Here is a 16,834-nt window from a genome sequence, read left to right as displayed (position 1 = left end):
ATGGCGCTCGACGGGCAAATTGCGTCCTGAGCGCGGGAAATGGGGCGAAAAAGGGCTGAAAAGCACGGATTCAGGGGGAAAAATCGGAAAATTGACCGATAATTTGCTTAAAAAATAGGCAATCGCGAAATTTGCGAGGCTCACCGGCTCAGATTGGCGCTTTATTCAGCGTTTCCCTAAGCCAATGCATCGCCTGCGCCTCAACCCCTACCTCCTGCTCGTCCTGACTTCGCTGTTCTGGGCAGGCAACATGGTCATGAGTCGCGGGCTGCGCGACGATCTGCCACCGGTCGGCCTGGCCTTCTGGCGCTGGGTCATCGCCTTTGCCTGCGTGCTTCCGTTTGCGCTGCCGCATCTGAAAGCGCAGTGGCCGATCCTGCGCACCTCCTGGAAGCGCGTGCTGTTTCTCGGCTTTTTCGGCGTCCCTTTCTACAACACCTTCTCGTACATCGCGGTGCAGTACACGACGGCGACCAGTGCCACGCTGATCAACTCGTTCCTGCCGATACTCACGAGCGTGCTTGCCTTCCTCTTTCTCGGCAAGCGGCTCTCCAGACCCGAAGCCATCGGCGGGCTGGTCTCGCTGCTCGGCGTCGTGCTGCTGATCAGCCGCGGCAACCCCGACGCGCTGCTCGGACTCGGTCTCAACACCGGCGACCTGTGGATGCTGCTCGCCACGCTGACCTGGAGCATCTACACCGTCGGCTTGCAGTGGCGTCCGCAGGGTGTGCATCCGATGCTGCTGCTGGCCTCCCTGATCGTCGTCGGCCTGTGCGTGATGGCACCGATGTACGCATGGGAACTCGCCTCCGGTGCGTCGATCAAGCTGCACGCAGGATCGCTGGCCGGGATCGTCTACGCCGGCGTGATCGCCGCGTTTCTCGGCTTCGTCTGCTTCAACGCCGGAGTTGCCGTGGTGGGCCCGGCCGTCGGATCGCTGTTCATCCACCTGCAACCGGTTTTCGCCGCAATCCTCTCCGCGTTGCTGCTCGCCGAGGATCCGCAGTGGTACCACTACTGCGGGATGGTCCTGGTGTTCGGCGGCATCCTGCTGAGCACGCGCCGCCCGAACCTCCTTGCCGTTCCTGGGGTCGGAGCGCAAACCCGGGCGTGACTGGTTCCGCTGGGAAGGCGTGCGCGTGGTCTTCGCTGTCTCGAAGAGTTTCTGACAGCGTTCGTTAAAGCAGCAGGGGGGATGAATCCGCTCCTCCCATCGGCAGTCCTGCGGCGAGCGCCGGTAGTCGCGGGCAGCGATGGGTACGGAATCTGCAGGTGAGGGCAGGGCGCTCGGCGGTATCATGCACGCCTCCACCGTCCTCAACTGCCCACTTCTCCCATTCCCATCCGTTCCCACCCATGTCCGACCGTTTCAACTACGCGCTGCTGCTCGCCCTGGCGAATGCGGCCGAGATCGACGAACCCGCCGCCGGGGAGGTCCGGGCGGTCAAGCCGGGTGCGGACGGGTCGCCGGCGTCCGCGCGGAGCGACGCCGGCTCACGCTTCGCCGCGCCCTACGTCGAGGAGATCGGCGGCGTGCGCAGCCTGCTCTTCAACGATTCGGCGGTGCAGAGCGAAATGATCGTCGACCATCCCGAACTGCTGACCACCGATTACGCGCAGGCGATGATGGGTTTCCTGCTCTTCAACGAGGATCCTGCCTCGATCGAGATGATCGGCCTGGGCGGCGGATCGCTGGTCAAGTACTGCCACCACAAGCTGCCCGGCGCCAGGATGACCGTGGTCGAGATCAACCCCGAGGTGATCGCGCTGCGCGATCGCTTCCTGATCCCTCCCGACGACGAGCGCCTCTCGGTGATCCGTGGCGACGGTGCCGACTTCGTCCGTGAACACGAGGGGCGTCCCGATGTCCTGCTGGTCGACGGCTTCGATCACCGGGGGCAACCGCCCCGGCTTTGTTCGGCGAGCTTCTACGACTACTGCCACGAGCGCCTCTCTGCCGCTGGCGTGATGGTCGTGAACCTGTACGACAGCGACGAGAAGTTCGGGGTGATCGCGGCACGGATCAGGGAGAGTTTCCTCGACCAGGTGGTGATCATCCCCAGCACGGGCGGCGCCAACAGGGTCGTCTTCGCCTGCAAGGGCGGGCACTTTCCTCCGTCACGCCGCCTCCTGCTCGATCGGGCAAGGCGGCTGGAGCCGCTGCATTCCTTCTCGATGAGCGCGCTCGCGCAGCGCATCGTGCAGCGGCTGGAACAACGGAAATCGCGCCGCGAGGAGGTCTGACGCGGGCTGACCCGAGTCCGCTCAACGTGAAACAACAGCGTGGGTTGTCCTCGATTCGGGCCTTACGACCCTCCCACGGGAGTCCATGGTGCCGGCTGGTTTTCGTGCGAGCGGCGGCGGCCGCGAAAGAGCGCGTTGCATGGCCTGGGGCGGCGGACGTCGCCATGATCGTTGGTGAGTGGACGGCGCACCTCTTGAAATCGCCCGGCGCGTCCCCATTTGAGCGACGTTCGCCGAACCGGCGCTGCGCCCGGGCCTGCTGTTGGCGCCCTCGCCGCCGAGCTTCGCGCACCGAATCGTCATCCACCCGAACCACGGAGCCATTTGATGGGAGCAACCAAGGAAACCCTCGGTTTTCAGGCAGAGGTCAAGCAACTGCTGCAGTTGATGATCCACTCGCTGTACAGCAACAAGGAAATCTTCCTGCGTGAGCTGATTTCGAACGCTTCCGACGCCTGCGACAAGCTGCGCTTCGAGGCGCTCAACGATGCCGGCCTCTACGGCGACGACGCCGAGCTGAAGATCCGCGTCAGCTTCGACAAGGAAGCGCGCACGATCACCATCTCGGACAACGGCATCGGCCTGTCGCGTGAGGAGGCCGTCGCGCACCTCGGCACCATCGCCAAGTCGGGAACGCGCGAGTTCTTCTCCGCGCTGACCGGCGACCAGGCCAAGGACGCGCACCTGATCGGCCAGTTCGGCGTCGGCTTCTACTCCTCGTTCATCGTCGCCGACCGCGTCTCGGTCGTCTCGCGGCGCGCGGGGCTTCCGGCCGACCAGGCCGTCCGCTGGGAATCGGCGGGCGAGGGCGACTTCTCGGTCGAGCAGGTCGAGAAGGCCGGCCGCGGCACCGACGTGACCCTGCACCTGCGCGAGGGCGAGGACGAGTTCCTTTCCAGCTGGAAGCTGCGCTCGATCATCCGCAAGTACTCGGACCACATCACGCTGCCGATCGTGATGAAGAAGGAAGAGTGGAACCAGGAGAAGGGCGAGCAGGTCGTCAGCGCAGAGGACGAGACCGTCAACCAGGCGTCCGCGCTGTGGGTTCGGCCGAAGTCCGAGATCAGCGACGAGCAGTACAAGGAGTTCTACAAGCACGTCGCGCACGACTTCGAGGACCCGCTGGCCTACGTGCATGCGCGCGTCGAGGGCAAGCAGGAATACACGCAGCTGCTCTACATCCCCGGCCGCGCACCCTTCGACCTGTGGGACCGCAACGCACGCCACGGCGTCAAGCTGTACGTGAAGCGCGTCTTCATCATGGACGACGCCGAGCAGCTGATGCCGCTCTACCTGCGCTTCGTGCGCGGGGTCGTCGATTCGAGCGACCTGCCGCTCAACGTCTCGCGTGAGATCCTGCAGGAAAGCAAGGCGATCGAGGCGATCCGCGGCGGCTGCGTGAAGAAGGTGCTCGGCCTGCTCGAGAGCCTGGCCGACAGCGAGGAAGCCGCCGAGCGCGAGAAGTACGCGAGCTTCTGGAAGGAATTCGGCCGCGTGCTCAAAGAAGGCGTCGGCGAGGACCACGCCAACAAGGAGCGCATCGCCAAGCTCTTGCGCTTCGCCTCGACGCATTCCGACACGCCCGACGAGACCGTCTCGCTCGCCGACTACGTCTCGCGCATGAAGGAAGGCCAGGAGAAGATCTACTACGTCACCGCCGAGACCTTCACCGCCGCCAAGAACAGCCCGCACCTCGAGATCTTCCGCAAGAAGGGCATCGAAGTGCTGCTCCTGTCCGACCGCGTCGACGAGTGGGTCGCCGGCTCGCTCACCGAGTTCGACGGTAAGCCGCTGCAGTCGGTCGCCAAGGGCGGCGTCGACCTCGGCAAGCTCGAGGACGAGGCCGAGAAGGAAGAGGTCGCCAAGGCCGCCGACGAGTACAAGGAACTGATCGAGAAGATCAAGTCCTCCCTCGGCGACAAGGTGAAGGACGTCCGCGTCACCCTGCGCCTGACCGATTCGCCTTCCTGCCTGGTGTCGGACGAGTTCGACCTCGGTGGCAACTTGCGGCGCATCCTCAAGGCGGCCGGGCAGCAGACTCCCGACGTCAAGCCGATCCTCGAGATCAACCCGCAGCATCCGGCGGTGCAGCGCCTCAAGTACGAGGGCAGCGATGAAGGTTCGCGCTTCGCCGACTGGGCCAACCTGCTCTTCGAACAGGCGACCCTGGCCGAAGGCGGCACGCTTGAAGACCCGGCCGGTTTCGTCCGCCGCATCAACGAGCTGATGCTGGCGCTTTCCGGCGGTCGCTGAGCCCGCCGATGGCGGCAGCCCGGAAAGCAGGGCAGACGCAGCGAGAACCCGCTGCCGACGCCCCCCTGCTCGAAGGGCTACCGCCGATCCTCGATGCGGGCGTCGAGACGCTGTTTCTCGGCAGCTTCCCGTCGCCCGCCTCGCTCGCCGCCGCCGGCTACTACGCGCACCCGCAGAACCAGTTCTGGCGTCTGCTGGCTGCGCTCACCGGTGACGACGCGCTGATCGAACCGGACTACCGCGAACGCCGCCGCCGTCTGCTGGCGCGGCGGATCGGCCTCTGGGACCTCTACCGCCACTGTCGGCGCGAAGGCGCGCTCGACGCGGCCATCGCCGACGCGGTCAGGAACGATTTCTCGCGCCTCTCGCACGAGGCCCCGCGCCTCGTCCGCGTCTTCTTCAACGGCAAGACCGCCGCGCGCGGCGAGAACTGGTTTCGCCAGCACGGCTTCGTCACCGCCGTCCTGCCGTCGAGCAGCCCCGCGCTGACCCTCCCCTTTGCACTGAAGCTGGAACGCTGGCGCGCCGCCTGGGAGGCCGCCGACGCAGTGTGACGGTTCATGACGAGGTCCTGGGTTTTCTGTCACGAAATTACGCATGCGCCAACGCACTATTTGGTGTATCGTTCGTGCTCTCCATTGTCATTGTCTGCGGCGCGTGCCCGTATCGATGACATAGTCTTAATCCGTACCGGCCTCGTCATCCATGATCAAAGTGCTCTTCGTCTGCATGGGAAACATCTGTCGTTCGCCGACGGCCGAGGGCGTTTTCCGCAAGCTGCTGCGGCGCGAGGGGCTGGAAGCCGTGATCGAGGTCGATTCGGCGGGAACGCACGGCTATCATGTCGGCGAAGCACCCGACGCGCGCACGCAACGCGCTGCCGCCCTGCGCGGCTACGACCTTTCGTCGATGCGCGCGCGCAAGGTGGCGCCGCAGGACCTCGACTATTTCGACTTGGTGCTGGCGATGGACCGCAGCAACCTCGCCGCCCTGCAGCGCCTCTGTCCGCCGGAAAAGCTCGATCGCCTCGGTCTCCTGATGCAGCACTCGCGCAATTTCGCGGACGAAGACGTTCCCGACCCCTTCTACGGGCTGGGCCACGACTTCGACGTGGTCATCGACATGGTCGAGGACGCGGGCGAAGGCTTGCTCGCCAAACTGCGCGAGCGTGTCGCTGCGGCACGCAAAGCGCAGTTGCCGACTACGCCCGCGGCTAACGCTGGCGAGTATTCCGTGCCGGAGCAGAAAATCGGCGCCTGAGGGCTGCCAAGGATCGTCCGGCGGCTGCCTGCAAGGCATAAACCTGGAAAAGCAGTTGGCCACGAAATGCACGAAAGACACCAAATCGTTCATGGGGTTCGACGCAGAGTGGAAACGACCCGATGGGTTAGATACTGAACGACCGCAAGCTTATGTTTCGTCGCTTTCGTGTTTTTCGTGGCTGAAAAGAGGTTTCAAGGATAAAAACAAACGGGGCTTGCGCCCCGTTTGTTTTGCTTACTTTCTGGTTTCGATCATCACCATCGGTTCGTCTGCCACCGGCGCGGCGACCGGACGACGCCGACGCGGGCGTGCTTCCTCGGCCGGAGCAGCTGTCGGACGCTCGACGATCTTCTCGCGGCTGGTTTCGACGAGAACCAGACCTCCTTCGAGCACGGCAGACGCGACGGCTGCTGCGGGAACGCTGGCGACTGCCTCGGCTGCCGGCGCGGGTTCGCTGACGAGCGGCTCGCTCACGGCGACCTGGGCTTCGGCAAACTGCACTTCGGCAACCAGGGCTTCGGCGATCTTGGGCTCGGCGGTCGGAACTTCAGCCTCCCTGGCCTCGACGGCGGGAACCTCGGCTGGCTGGGCTTCGGCGGCCGGAACTTCTGCCACCTGCGCTGCAGCCACCTGAATTTCAGTCACCGGAGCCTCGACGACCGGCGTCGTCGCTTCCTCGACGCTCGGCGCTGCAGCGACGGCTTCGCCGGCAACGGGCTGCACCTCGAAGGCGGCGACTTCCACCTCGGCCGGCTTCACCTCCGCTACCTGTTCAACTGCCACGGGCTTGACGGCCTGTTCGAGCTCGGCAACGGGCTCTACCGGCGTGACGGCAGCGGTCGTTTCGGCGACTGCCGCAGTGACCGGCGCCTCGGCTGTCACTGCGGGGGCCACTTCGGCTGCTTCGGCCACGGGGGCCGCGACGCTCGTCGGGGCGACGACAGCTTCGGCGACAGCCGGCGTCACTGCGGTCGGGGTCGCGGCGATCTCGCCGGTCTCGACCGCAGCTTCGGCAGCTGCGACCTGCGCTGCACCACCTTCGCGGCGCTCACCCGAACGGTCACGGCGACCGCCACGGCGACCACGGCGACGTCCCTGTGCCTCTTCTCCTGCGGCCTCGGTGCTTGCCGGGGCGGCGGTGCTGACGATCGCCGGGGCTGCGGCCGGGGCCGGGGCTACGGCGGGAAGGGCAGCGGCAGGCGCTGCGGCGACCGCAGCGAGCTTTTCTTCAGCAGCAGTTTCCTTGCGCGCTTCGCCACGCTGGCGGCGCGGTTCGCGCGCTTCCTTCCCTTCACGCGCTTCGCGCGGCTTGCGGTTCTCGTCGCGCGCCTGCGGCTGGCGCAATTCACGACCTTCGCGACCTTCACGTCCCTCACGGGCTTCGCGCGGCTGCTCGTCACGCGCGCCACGCTCGCGGCGTCCTTCGCGACGCGGCTCGCGCGTGCCCTCGGGCTTGCCCTGGCCGGCAGCGGCAGGTGCGGGTGCCGCGGCTGCGGGTGCCGCGATGGGAGCGGGCTTCGGCCGCAGCCAGGCGAATAGGCGCGCGAAGAAGCCTGCGTCGGCAACCGGTGCGGCGACCGGTGCCGGCGCGGCCGGCGGCGTCTTCTCGGCGACGATCGGCGCCGGCTGCGAGGGGCCGATGTTCTTGATCGCGGCTTCCTGGCGCGGCGGCTTGGCTTCGCTGGCGCGTTCGGCACGCGAGGCTTCCTCGACCGGGGCCTCGACCATCTTGTACGAGGGGATCTGCAGGTCCTCGTTGTTGAGGTCGTCGTGGCGCAGGCGGACGATGCTGTGCTGCGGCGTTTCCAGGTTGATGTTCGGAATCAGGACCACGTTCACCTTCTGCCGCAACTCGATCGCCTGGATGTCGGCGCGCTTCTCGTTCAGGAGGAAGGTGGCGACATCGACCGGCACCTGCGTGTGCACGGCGGCCGTGTTTTCCTTCATCGCCTCTTCTTCGAGGATGCGCAGGATGTGCAGGGCGGCCGATTCGGCGCTGCGGATGTGGCCGGTACCCGAGCATCGCGGGCAGGGGATGTAGCTGGTCTCGGCGAGCGCCGGACGCAGCCGCTGACGCGACAATTCCATCAGGCCGAAGCGGCTGATCTTGCCGACCTGGACGCGCGCGCGGTCGAAGCGCAGCGCTTCGCGCAGGCGCTGTTCGACGTCGCGCTGGTTGCGCTGGTTTTCCATGTCGATGAAGTCGATGACGATCAGGCCGCCGAGGTCGCGCAGGCGCAACTGGCGGGCGGTCTCTTCGGCGGCTTCGAGGTTGGTGCGGTAGGCCGTCTCCTCGATGTCGGCGCCGCGCGTCGCGCGACCGGAGTTCACGTCGACGGCGACCAGCGCTTCGGTATGGTCGATGACGATGGCGCCACCGGAAGGCAGGTTCACCTGGCGCGAGTACGCCGACTCGATCTGGTGCTCGATCTGGAAGCGCGAGAAGAGCGGAACGTCGTCGCGGTAACGCTTGATGCGGTTCACGTTGCCGGGCATGACGTGGTTCATGAACTGGCGCGCCTGTTCATAGACGTCGTCGGTGTCGATCAGGACTTCGCCGATGTCCGGCTGGAAGTAGTCACGAATCGCGCGGATCACCAGGCTGCCCTCCTGGTAGATCAGGAACGCGCCCTTCTGCTGGTTGGCCGCGCCGTCGATCGCCTTCCACAACTGGATCAGGTAGTTCAGGTCCCACTGCAGTTCCTCGGCGCTGCGGCCGATCGCCGCGGTGCGGGCGATCAGGCTCATTCCCTGCGGCGTCTGCAACTGGTCCATGATCTCGCGCAGCTCGGCGCGCTCGTCACCCTCGACGCGGCGCGAGACACCGCCGCCGCGCGGGTTGTTCGGCATCAGCACGAGATAGCGACCGGCGAGGCTGACGAAGGTGGTCAGCGCGGCGCCCTTGTTGCCGCGTTCGTCCTTGTCGACCTGGACGATCAGTTCCTGGCCTTCGCGCAGCGCCTCGCGGATGGTCGCGCGGCTGCCCTCGACGCCGGGCTGGAAGTACGAGCGGGAGACTTCCTTGAACGGCAGGAAGCCGTGGCGTTCGGCGCCGTAATCGATGAAGGCGGCTTCGAGGCTGGGCTCGATGCGGGTGATGACCCCTTTGTAAATGTTGCTCTTGCGTTGTTCCTTGGCGGCCGACTCGATGTCGAGGTCGATCAGTTTCTGGCCGTCTACGATCGCGACACGGAGTTCTTCCGCCTGTGTCGCGTTGAATAGCATGCGTTTCATCAGCTTGGCTCCCGCGCGCTGGGACGGGGGGAGCGCCTTGTGCAGGCAGCGACGGATTAGTTGGGATCAGGACGCTTCATGCGTTTTTCCGGTTGGGCAACTAAAGGATGGGCTCGCTGTTGGTGTTTTTTTCAGGCCCTGAACTCAGGGTCGGGAAATCTGCTTGGGGCGGTCCGCACGTGCCGGGCGCGCACAAATGAAGTAGTATCGCTACTTTTGGTGAGCGTACTTAACCAGGGGATTTGCGTCGGAAGATCCCGCACAGGTCGGTGCGAGCGGGGAGGCTGAGGCCTGCCGGAAAAATGCGTCGCGATCATCCTGCCATCGGCGACGTTCGACGGTCTCACGGGTCAGCGCCCCTTTCCATCCGAGACGAAAATCCACGCCAGTATATAAAACAATGGCCGAAATTGGCAAAAATTCCGTAACGAAGACCGTCGTCGGCGAAGAAGAGCAGGGCCAGAGACTCGACAACTATCTGCTGCGGGTGTGCAAGGGCGTGCCGCGTAGCCATGTCTACCAGATCGTGCGCAGCGGCGAGGTGCGCGTGAACAGCGGTCGCGTCGCGGTGTCGTACCGCCTGTGCGCAGGCGACGTGCTGCGCATCCCGCCCTTGCGCGTCGCCGCGCGCCCGGACGCGCTCGCCGACGAGATCATCGAAGGCGCCGCGCTCAAGGCCGAGCTGCCGATCCTGTTCGAGGACGAGGCCATGCTGGTCGTCGACAAGCCGGCCGGGATCGCCGTGCATGGCGGCAGCGGCGTCAGCTTCGGCGTCATCGAGGCGCTCAGGCGGCAGCGACCGCAGGCGCGCTTCCTCGAACTCGCGCACCGGCTCGACCGCGAGACTTCGGGCATCCTCCTCGTCGGCAAGAAGCGTTCGGCCTTGAACGCGCTGCACGAGCTGTTCCGCAGCGGCGGGCGTTCCGGCGGCGAGGTCGACAAGCGCTACTGGGTGCTGGTCAAGGGGCGCTGGATGGACCCGCTGCGCAACGTCCGCCTGCCGCTCTTGAAGTACGACCTGCCTTCCGGCGAGAAGCGCGTGCGCGTCGCCGACGAGGGCAAGCCCTCGCACACGGTGTTCCGGCTGCTGGCCCGCTGGCAGGGCTTCAGCCTGCTCGAGGCCGAATTGAAGACCGGACGCACGCACCAGATCCGCGTGCATCTTTCGCACCTCGGCTACCCCATCGCCGGCGACGAGAAGTACGGCGACTTCGCGCTCAACCGCGAGCTGCAGCGGGGGGGCTTGAAGCGCATGTTCCTGCACGCGAAGAAGATCAGCCTGCCGCATCCCCTGAGCGGTGCGCCGCTCGCGTTCGAGTCGCCGCTGCCGCATGCCTTGGGCGACTTCCTGCACCATCTTTCGGCTGTTGGAGAACAGGACTATGGCCCGGCGTTTTGAGTTGCTGGTGTTCGACTGGGACGGCACCTTGTTCGATTCGGCGGCGGCGATCGTCGCCGCGATCCAGTCCTCGGCCCGGGATCTCGAGCTTCCCGTTCCGTCGGAGGAACGCGCCCGGCATGTGATCGGCTTGGGCCTCGGCGATGCGCTGCGCTTTGCCGTTCCCGATCTGCCCGAAGCGCGCTATCCAGAGATCGTCGACCGCTATCGTCACCACTACCTCGGGCGTGACCACGAGCTGAAGCTCTTCGCCGGCGCAGCCGAACTCGTCGCCGAACTGGCGGAGGCCGGCTTCGCGCTCGCCGTGGCGACCGGCAAGAGCCGCGCCGGCCTGCAACGCGCCTTCGCGGCGAGCGAACTCGGGCCCTTCTTCCATGCCACCCGCTGCGCCGACGAATGTTTCTCCAAGCCGCATCCGCAGATGCTGGAGGAACTGATGGACGAGCTGGCGGTGCCGGCCGAGCGCACCCTGATGATCGGTGACACCACGCACGACGTGCAGATGGCGAAGAATGCGGGTGTCGGCGCACTCGCCGTGAGTTACGGCGCGCATCCGGCGGCGCAGCTCGAGTCGCTGGCGCCGCTCGCCTGCGTGGGCGACGTCGCGGCGCTGCGCGCATGGCTGCGCGCGCACGCCTGAGCGCGCAGCGCTCCTGCGGCAGCCATGTACTCGATTTCGCTTTCGCCGGGGGAGCGTTGCACGACGATTCCACGCTATACTCAGGTATAGGAAAAAATTCTTGAAGCATAATTGCCGGCGTGCCCGCGTCCCTGCCGTCGGGGCCGTCTCCCGTTCATTCCTCTGATAACCACGAGTCACCCTTGGAAAACCCGCAGAAAGACCCGCAATGGGAACGCCAGTTGCTGGAAAAGATCGCCTTCTCGACGCTCCAGGAGCAGAAGGCGAAACGGCGCTGGGGAATCTTCTTCAAGCTGGCGGTGCTCGCGTATCTGGTCGCGATCCCGCTGCTGGTGATCGACTGGGAGGACACGAAGGAACTCGGCGACGGCAGGCACACCGCGGTCGTCTATCTGCATGGCGTGATCGAGCCCTCCGGCGAGGCCAGTGCCGAGAAGGTGATGGGCTCGCTGCAGGCGGCGTTCGAGGACAAGGGGACGGCGGGTGTCGTACTGCGCATCAACAGTCCCGGCGGTAGTCCGGTGCAGGCGGGGATCATCCACGACGAGATCAAGCGCCTGCGTGCCAAGTATCCCGATACCCCGCTCTACGCCGTGGTCGAGGACATCTGCGCTTCCGGCGGCTACTACGTCGCGGTCGCCGCCGACCGCATCTACGTGAACCGGGCGAGCATCGTCGGCTCGATCGGCGTGCTCATGGACGGCTTCGGCTTCACCGAAGCCATGCACAAGCTCGGCGTCGAGCGCCGCTTGCTCACCGCCGGCGAGAACAAGGGTTTCCTCGATCCGTTCTCGCCGCAGGACGAGAAGCAGAAGGCCCACGCCAAGGTCCTGCTCGCCGAAATCCACAAGCAGTTCATCGGTGTCGTGCGCGAGGGGCGCGGCGAGCGCCTGAAGGAGACGCCGGAGATGTTCTCGGGCCTGATGTGGGCCGGCAGTCAGAGCATCGAACTCGGGCTCGCCGACGAACTCGGCACGGTGGACTCGGTCGCCCGCGATGTGATCAAGGCCGAGCGCACCCTCGACTACACGGTCAAGGACAACCTCGCCGAACGCTTCGCCAAGCGCATCGGCGCCGACGTCGCCCGCAACCTGACTTTCGGAATACTCTCCAGCGGCAGCGTCATGCGCTGACGTCTCTTACGCGCCCGGTGGCATCAATTCCGTCATCGCGAGGCGCGTAGCGCCGTGGCAATCCAGCTCGTTCTTCAGTCTCTGCGACCTTCACGATGCGAGGCCTACGCACTGGATCGTCACGCCCTGCGGGCTCGCGATGACGGTTACGGCCGCGGCCCCTCTCCATGCACTCCTGGCACTGCCGTCATTGCGAGGCGCGTAGCGCCGTGGCAATCCAGCTCGTTCTTCAGTCTCTGCACCCTTCACGATGCGAGGCCTGCGCACTGGATCGCCACGCCCTGCGGGCTCGCGATGACGGTTACGGCCGCGGCCCCTCTCCATGCACTCCTGGCACTGCCGTCATTGCGAGGCGCGTAGCGCCGTGGCAATCCAGCTCGTTCTTCAGTCTCTGCGACCTTCACGATGCGAGGCCTACGCACCGGATCGTCACGCCCTGCGGGCTCGCGATGACGAGCTGCGTGACGGGCTGCCGTCAAGCCTGCAGCAGGAACACCGCCGGTCTGCGATCGATCTCCGGTGCTGGCTGGCGACGCCATTCGCCGATCGGCCGCGTCAGTACCTTTTCGCTTTCCAGCGTCAGGTCGACCGCCAGGCACAGCCGGGTGGCCGGCGAGCAGACGGCGAGGAGGGTGTCGAACAGGCGGCGGTTGCGGTAGGGCGTCTCGATGAAGATCTGCGTCCGCTGCTGCTGGCGCGATTCCTTTTCCAGCTCGCGCAGGCGCTGCGCGCGCGCCTCGTCCTTGACCGGCAGGTAGCCGTGGAAGGCGAACTGCTGTCCCGAAAGCCCGGAGGCCATCAGCGCGAGCAGCAGCGACGACGGGCCGACCAGAGGGACGACGCGGATGCCCTTGCGGTGCGCGAGTTCGACCAGCGCGGCGCCGGGGTCGGCGACGCCGGGACAGCCTGCTTCGGAGATGAGGCCGACGTCCCGGCCGGCGAGCAGCGGCGCCAGCAGCGCCGGCAGTTCGACCGCCCTGGTGTGTTCGCTCAACTCTTGGATGCCGATCTCGCTCAGCGGCCGCTCGATCGGCAGCGACTTGAGGAATGCCCGCGCCGACTTGGCGTTCTCGACGACGAAATCGACGAGGCCGCGCGCGGTTGCGGCGACCGACGCCGGCAGCACCTGCACTGTCGGGCTCGCTCCGAGCGGCACCGGGATCAGGTAGAGGGTGCCGGGCGCCGGCTGCGACCCGGACTCAGAGGACACTGACGCCCTCGTTGGCGAGCAGTTCGCACAGCGCGATCAGCGGCAGGCCGATCAGCGCGTTCGGGTCGTCGCCCTCGATCTTCTCGATCAGCGCGATGCCGAGCCCTTCCGACTTGGCGGCGCCGGCGCAGTTGTAAGGTTTCTCGCGCAGCAGGTAGCGCTCGATCGCCGCGTCGTCGAGCCGGCGGAAGCTCACCAGGGTCGGCACGCCGCGCACCTGCGCATTGCCGGTGTGCGCGTTGTAGAGGCACAGTCCGGTGAAAAAATTGACCTGGCGGCCGCGCATCGTCTGCAACTGGCGCACGGCCCTGGCGTGGTCACCGGGCTTGCCGAAGATCTGCCCGTCGAGGCAGGCGACCTGGTCGCTGCCGATGATCAGTGCGTCGGGAAAGCGGCTGGCGACTGCGCGCGCCTTGGCTTCGGCCAGGCGCAGCGCGGTCTCCTCGGGTGTCTCGCCGGGCAGTGCCGTCTCGTCGACTTCCGGGTTGGCGGTGGTGAAGGGCAGGCCGAAGCGGCCGAGCAGTTCCCGGCGGAAAGGCGAAGTCGAGGCGAGTACGATCGTTGGCATGAAGCGGGCGAGGGCGGAATGAGGGAGAGTGGGCCGGAGAGCCGGCCGGGCAAGCGGCTGCCGGCAGAGCGCAAAGCGCTGCGCGGAAGCGTGCCGGCGCGCTGGACTTCGGCAGCCAAAAATAATATCATGCCGCCCCTATGTCGCAACAGATCGTCATCGACAGTCTGGCATTCGTCCAGGAAGGGGGTTCGCTCACGGGCGAGCTCGCTCTCGCTCGCCTGCCGCGCACGCACGACTGGCTGGTCGATACCGACGGTTCGGTGTCCTATCGCGTCGAAGCTTCACGCGGCGAGCGCGGTCAGCCGCAGTTGCAGTTGAGCGTCGACGGCACCCTGGCTTTGCGCTGTCAGCGCTGCCTGGAGCCGATGGTGTTTCCCCTCCACTTCTGCAACACGCTCGAGCTCATTGCCGACGAGGCCGATCTGACGCAGGAAGAGCTTGAAGACGATTCACGGGATTATCTTCAGGCGCAGAAGGAACTCGATGTCGTGGCGCTGATCGAGGACGAGATCATCCTCGCTCTGCCGTTCGCGCCGCGGCACGACAGCTGTACCCCGCCCGCTCCTTCGCCCGATGCCGGGCCGGGGGGCGAAAAAGTTTCACCCTTTGCCGCGCTGGCCGCCCTCAAGGGCAAGCCTTCGTGAATTTGAACTCAGGAGCAACTCATGGCTGTTCAACAGAACAAGAAATCCCCTTCGAAGCGCGGCATGCACCGTGCTCACGACTTCCTCACCAACCCGCCGCTGGCCGTCGAGTCGACCACCGGTGAGGTGCACCTGCGCCACCACGTCAGCCCCTCCGGCATCTACCGCGGCAAGCAGGTCGTCAAGGCCAAGGGCGAGTAATTCACCCGGTCCGGGCAGGCAGGACGCCTTCACGGCGTGCCGCCTGCCCTTTCTTTTGCGCTGAAAGCTATGTCCATTACCGTCGCTATCGACTGCATGGGTGGTGATCACGGTCCGGCGGTAACGGTGCCGGCCGCTCTCGCGTATGTCCGTGCCAACGCCGACACCCGTGTCGTACTGGTCGGGCAGGAAGCGGTGATCCGGCCTTTTCTCGGCGATGCGCCCGATCCGCGCGTGAGCCTGCGGGAGGCGACCCAGGTCGTCGGCATGGACGAGTCGCCTTCGCTCGCCCTGCGCAACAAGAAGGACTCCTCGATGCGCGTGGCGATCAACCTCGTCCGCGAGGGCGAGGCGGACGCCTGTGTCTCGGCCGGCAACACCGGCGCGCTGATGGCGATCTCGCGCTTCGTGCTGAAGATGCTTCCCGGCATCGACCGGCCGGCGATCTGCGCGATCCTGCCGACGATGAAGGGGCACACGCATGTGCTCGACCTCGGCGCCAACGTCGATTGCTCGCCCGAGCACCTGCTGCAGTTCGGAATCATGGGTGCTTCGCTGGTCGGTGCGATCGAGCACCGCGACCGGCCGACGGTTGGGCTGCTCAATATCGGCGAGGAAGAGATCAAGGGCAACGACGTTGTCAAGCGCGCCGCCGACCTGCTGCGCGAATCCGGGCTCAACTTCGTCGGCAACGTCGAGGGCGACGGCCTGTACAAGGGCGAGGCCGAAGTCGTCGTCTGCGACGGCTTCGTCGGCAACGTCGCGCTGAAGACCTCGGAAGGCCTGGCGCAGATGGTCGGTACCTTCATGCGCGAGGAGTTCGCGCGCAGCGCCCTGAGCAAGCTGGCCGCGCTCGTCGCCATGCCGGTGCTGAAGCGCTTCAAGGCCCGGCTCGACCACCGCCGCTACAACGGTGCCTGCCTGCTCGGCCTGAAGGGCATCGTCGTCAAGAGCCACGGCTCGGCCGACGCCTTTGCCTACGGTTTCGCGATCGGCCGTGCCGCCGACGCCGTGCGCACCGGTGTCCTCGCGCGCATCGGCGAGCGCGTGGCGCAGGCGCACCCTCATCTGGAGACTGTCTGATGTTTGCACGCATCGCCGGTGTCGGCAGCTACCTGCCCGGGCAGCCGGTCAGCAACGACGATCTGGTGGCCCGTGGCATCGACACCAGCGACGAGTGGATCGTCTCGCGCTCCGGCATCCGTTCCCGCCACCTCGCCGACGCGATGACGGCGAGCAGCGACCTGGCCTTCGCAGCCAGCCAGCGCGCGCTCGAGGCTGCCGGGGTCGATCCCGACACGCTCGACCTGATCATCGTCGCCACCTCGACGCCCGACTACGTCTTCCCGAGCGTCGCCTGCCTGCTGCAGGGGCGGCTCGGCAATGCGGGTGCCACCGCCTTCGACGTGCAGGCGGTGTGCAGCGGCTTCGTCTATGCGCTGACCATCGCCGAAAAGTTCATCCGTGCCGGCGGCCATCGCCGCGCGCTGGTGGTCGGCGCCGAAGTGTTCTCGCGCATCCTCGACTGGCAGGACCGCTCGACCTGCGTGCTGTTCGGCGATGGCGCCGGCGCCGTGGTGCTCGAAGCGTCGGAGACGCCGGGGATCATGGCCTCGGCGCTGCATGCCGACGGTTCCTATCAGGGCATCCTCAACGTTCCCGGCCACGTCTGCGGCGGCAAGGTGCTCGGCGATCCGGTACTGCGCATGGACGGGCAGGCGGTGTTCCGCTTCGCGGTCAAGGCGCTCGCCGAGGTGGCCGAGGAGTGCTGCGCCAGCGCCGGGATTGCTCCGGCCGAGGTCGACTGGCTGATCCCGCACCAGGCGAACATCCGCATCATCGAGGCTACCGCGCGCAAGCTCGGTTTCGGGATGGAGCGCGTGATCGTCACCGTCGACCGTCACGGCAATACCTCGGCTGCGTCGATCCCGCTGGCGCTCGACGCGGCGGTGCGCGACGGTCGCATCCGGCGCGGGCAGAAGGTGCTGCTCGAAGGCGTCGGCGGCGGCTTCACCTGGGGTGCGGTGCTGCTCGAATTCTAG

The 16,834-nt window shown here is 66.3% G+C and carries 15 protein-coding genes; 12 read left to right on the top strand and 3 right to left on the bottom strand.

From position 1 onward, the window contains the following. Positions 1 to 184 precede the first annotated feature (184 nt). From CCR84_RS10840 to CCR84_RS10820, 5 genes are all read left to right on the top strand, one after another. A complete protein-coding gene (locus tag CCR84_RS10840; RefSeq protein WP_201212144.1) occupies positions 185 to 1,114 on the top strand; it encodes a DMT family transporter in 930 nt (309 codons plus the stop codon). Positions 1,115 to 1,356: 242 nt separating this feature from the next. Then, positions 1,357 to 2,244: a fused MFS/spermidine synthase gene (locus CCR84_RS10835; RefSeq protein WP_201212142.1), complete on the top strand. Its 888-nt coding sequence runs from the start codon at positions 1,357 to 1,359 to the stop codon at positions 2,242 to 2,244. A 327-nt stretch (positions 2,245 to 2,571) separates the two neighbouring features. Continuing rightward, the gene (gene htpG / locus CCR84_RS10830; RefSeq protein ID WP_201212141.1) at positions 2,572 to 4,497 is read left to right on the top strand and encodes a molecular chaperone HtpG; all 1,926 of its coding nucleotides are present in this window, start codon (positions 2,572 to 2,574) and stop codon (positions 4,495 to 4,497) included. 8 nt (positions 4,498 to 4,505) lie between these two features. Next, positions 4,506 to 5,051: a DNA-deoxyinosine glycosylase gene (locus CCR84_RS10825; protein ID WP_201212139.1), complete on the top strand. Its 546-nt coding sequence runs from the start codon at positions 4,506 to 4,508 to the stop codon at positions 5,049 to 5,051. 151 nt (positions 5,052 to 5,202) lie between these two features. Continuing rightward, the gene (locus CCR84_RS10820) at positions 5,203 to 5,757 is read left to right on the top strand and encodes a low molecular weight protein-tyrosine-phosphatase (RefSeq protein ID WP_201212136.1); all 555 of its coding nucleotides are present in this window, start codon (positions 5,203 to 5,205) and stop codon (positions 5,755 to 5,757) included. Between the two features lie 237 nt (positions 5,758 to 5,994). Here the strand turns inward: CCR84_RS10820 and CCR84_RS10815 are convergent, their stop codons facing one another. Continuing rightward, positions 5,995 to 8,994 carry an Rne/Rng family ribonuclease gene (locus CCR84_RS10815; RefSeq protein WP_201212134.1) on the bottom strand — a complete coding sequence of 1,000 codons (3,000 nt, stop codon included), beginning with the start codon at positions 8,992 to 8,994 and terminating at the stop codon, positions 5,995 to 5,997. 400 nt (positions 8,995 to 9,394) lie between these two features. Between CCR84_RS10815 and CCR84_RS10810 the strand changes: the two genes are divergently transcribed. From CCR84_RS10810 to CCR84_RS10800, 3 genes are all read left to right on the top strand, one after another. Further along, on the top strand, positions 9,395 to 10,393 hold the full coding sequence (locus CCR84_RS10810) for an RluA family pseudouridine synthase (RefSeq protein WP_201212132.1): 999 nt from the start codon (positions 9,395 to 9,397) through the stop codon (positions 10,391 to 10,393). Further along, entirely contained in the window at positions 10,377 to 11,033 is a 657-nt protein-coding gene (locus tag CCR84_RS10805; protein ID WP_201212130.1) for an HAD-IA family hydrolase, read from the top strand. The genes CCR84_RS10810 and CCR84_RS10805 overlap by 17 nt, the downstream gene beginning before the upstream one ends. 182 nt (positions 11,034 to 11,215) lie before the next feature. Then, on the top strand, positions 11,216 to 12,166 hold the full coding sequence (locus CCR84_RS10800) for a S49 family peptidase (protein ID WP_201212128.1): 951 nt from the start codon (positions 11,216 to 11,218) through the stop codon (positions 12,164 to 12,166). Between the two features lie 475 nt (positions 12,167 to 12,641). Here CCR84_RS10800 and CCR84_RS10795 read toward each other — a convergent pair whose 3' ends face one another. Both CCR84_RS10795 and CCR84_RS10790 read right to left on the bottom strand, forming a co-directional pair. After that, positions 12,642 to 13,376: an SAM-dependent methyltransferase gene (locus CCR84_RS10795; protein WP_201212126.1), complete on the bottom strand. Its 735-nt coding sequence runs from the start codon at positions 13,374 to 13,376 to the stop codon at positions 12,642 to 12,644. Then, positions 13,366 to 13,944 (bottom strand): Maf family protein, encoded by a 579-nt coding sequence (locus CCR84_RS10790; RefSeq protein ID WP_201212124.1) that lies wholly within the window; start codon positions 13,942 to 13,944, stop codon positions 13,366 to 13,368. Before CCR84_RS10790 ends, CCR84_RS10795 begins: the two co-directional genes overlap by 11 nt. Positions 13,945 to 14,084: 140 nt before the next feature. On the opposite strand from CCR84_RS10790, the gene CCR84_RS10785 reads away from it, so the two are divergent. The 4 genes from CCR84_RS10785 to CCR84_RS10770 all read left to right on the top strand — a co-directional run bounded on the left by CCR84_RS10785 (position 14,085) and on the right by CCR84_RS10770 (position 16,834). After that, a complete protein-coding gene (locus tag CCR84_RS10785) occupies positions 14,085 to 14,591 on the top strand; it encodes a YceD family protein (RefSeq protein WP_201212123.1) in 507 nt (168 codons plus the stop codon). Positions 14,592 to 14,612: 21 nt separating this feature from the next. Continuing rightward, complete coding sequence (gene rpmF, locus CCR84_RS10780) at positions 14,613 to 14,792, top strand: 50S ribosomal protein L32 (protein WP_201212121.1); 180 nt, start codon at positions 14,613 to 14,615, stop codon at positions 14,790 to 14,792. A 69-nt stretch (positions 14,793 to 14,861) separates the two neighbouring features. Continuing rightward, positions 14,862 to 15,875, top strand: coding sequence for a phosphate acyltransferase PlsX (gene plsX / locus CCR84_RS10775; protein WP_201212119.1), 1,014 nt, complete (start codon positions 14,862 to 14,864; stop codon positions 15,873 to 15,875). Continuing rightward, entirely contained in the window at positions 15,872 to 16,834 is a 963-nt protein-coding gene (locus CCR84_RS10770; RefSeq protein WP_207186274.1) for a beta-ketoacyl-ACP synthase III, read from the top strand. The genes plsX and CCR84_RS10770 overlap by 4 nt, the downstream gene beginning before the upstream one ends.

This window comes from Rhodocyclus purpureus (assembly GCF_016653115.1).
In the GTDB taxonomy this organism is placed as follows: Bacteria; Pseudomonadota; Gammaproteobacteria; order Burkholderiales; family Rhodocyclaceae; genus Rhodocyclus; species Rhodocyclus purpureus.
This window is presented reverse-complemented; position numbering and strand designations above follow the sequence as displayed.

Bases quoted from the DNA above. Each gene is read 5' to 3' on its own strand.
- CCR84_RS10840 (WP_201212144.1), top strand. From the start codon at position 185: ATGCATCGCCTGCGCCTCAACCCCTACCTCCTGCTCGTCCTGACTTCG.
- CCR84_RS10835 (WP_201212142.1), top strand. From the start codon at position 1,357: ATGTCCGACCGTTTCAACTACGCGCTGCTGCTCGCCCTGGCGAATGCG.
- htpG (WP_201212141.1), top strand. From the start codon at position 2,572: ATGGGAGCAACCAAGGAAACCCTCGGTTTTCAGGCAGAGGTCAAGCAA.
- CCR84_RS10825 (WP_201212139.1), top strand. From the start codon at position 4,506: ATGGCGGCAGCCCGGAAAGCAGGGCAGACGCAGCGAGAACCCGCTGCC.
- CCR84_RS10820 (WP_201212136.1), top strand. From the start codon at position 5,203: ATGATCAAAGTGCTCTTCGTCTGCATGGGAAACATCTGTCGTTCGCCG.
- CCR84_RS10815 (WP_201212134.1), bottom strand. From the start codon at position 8,994: ATGAAACGCATGCTATTCAACGCGACACAGGCGGAAGAACTCCGTGTC.
- CCR84_RS10810 (WP_201212132.1), top strand. From the start codon at position 9,395: ATGGCCGAAATTGGCAAAAATTCCGTAACGAAGACCGTCGTCGGCGAA.
- CCR84_RS10805 (WP_201212130.1), top strand. From the start codon at position 10,377: ATGGCCCGGCGTTTTGAGTTGCTGGTGTTCGACTGGGACGGCACCTTG.
- CCR84_RS10790 (WP_201212124.1), bottom strand. From the start codon at position 13,944: ATGCCAACGATCGTACTCGCCTCGACTTCGCCTTTCCGCCGGGAACTG.
- CCR84_RS10785 (WP_201212123.1), top strand. From the start codon at position 14,085: ATGTCGCAACAGATCGTCATCGACAGTCTGGCATTCGTCCAGGAAGGG.
- rpmF (WP_201212121.1), top strand. From the start codon at position 14,613: ATGGCTGTTCAACAGAACAAGAAATCCCCTTCGAAGCGCGGCATGCAC.
- plsX (WP_201212119.1), top strand. From the start codon at position 14,862: ATGTCCATTACCGTCGCTATCGACTGCATGGGTGGTGATCACGGTCCG.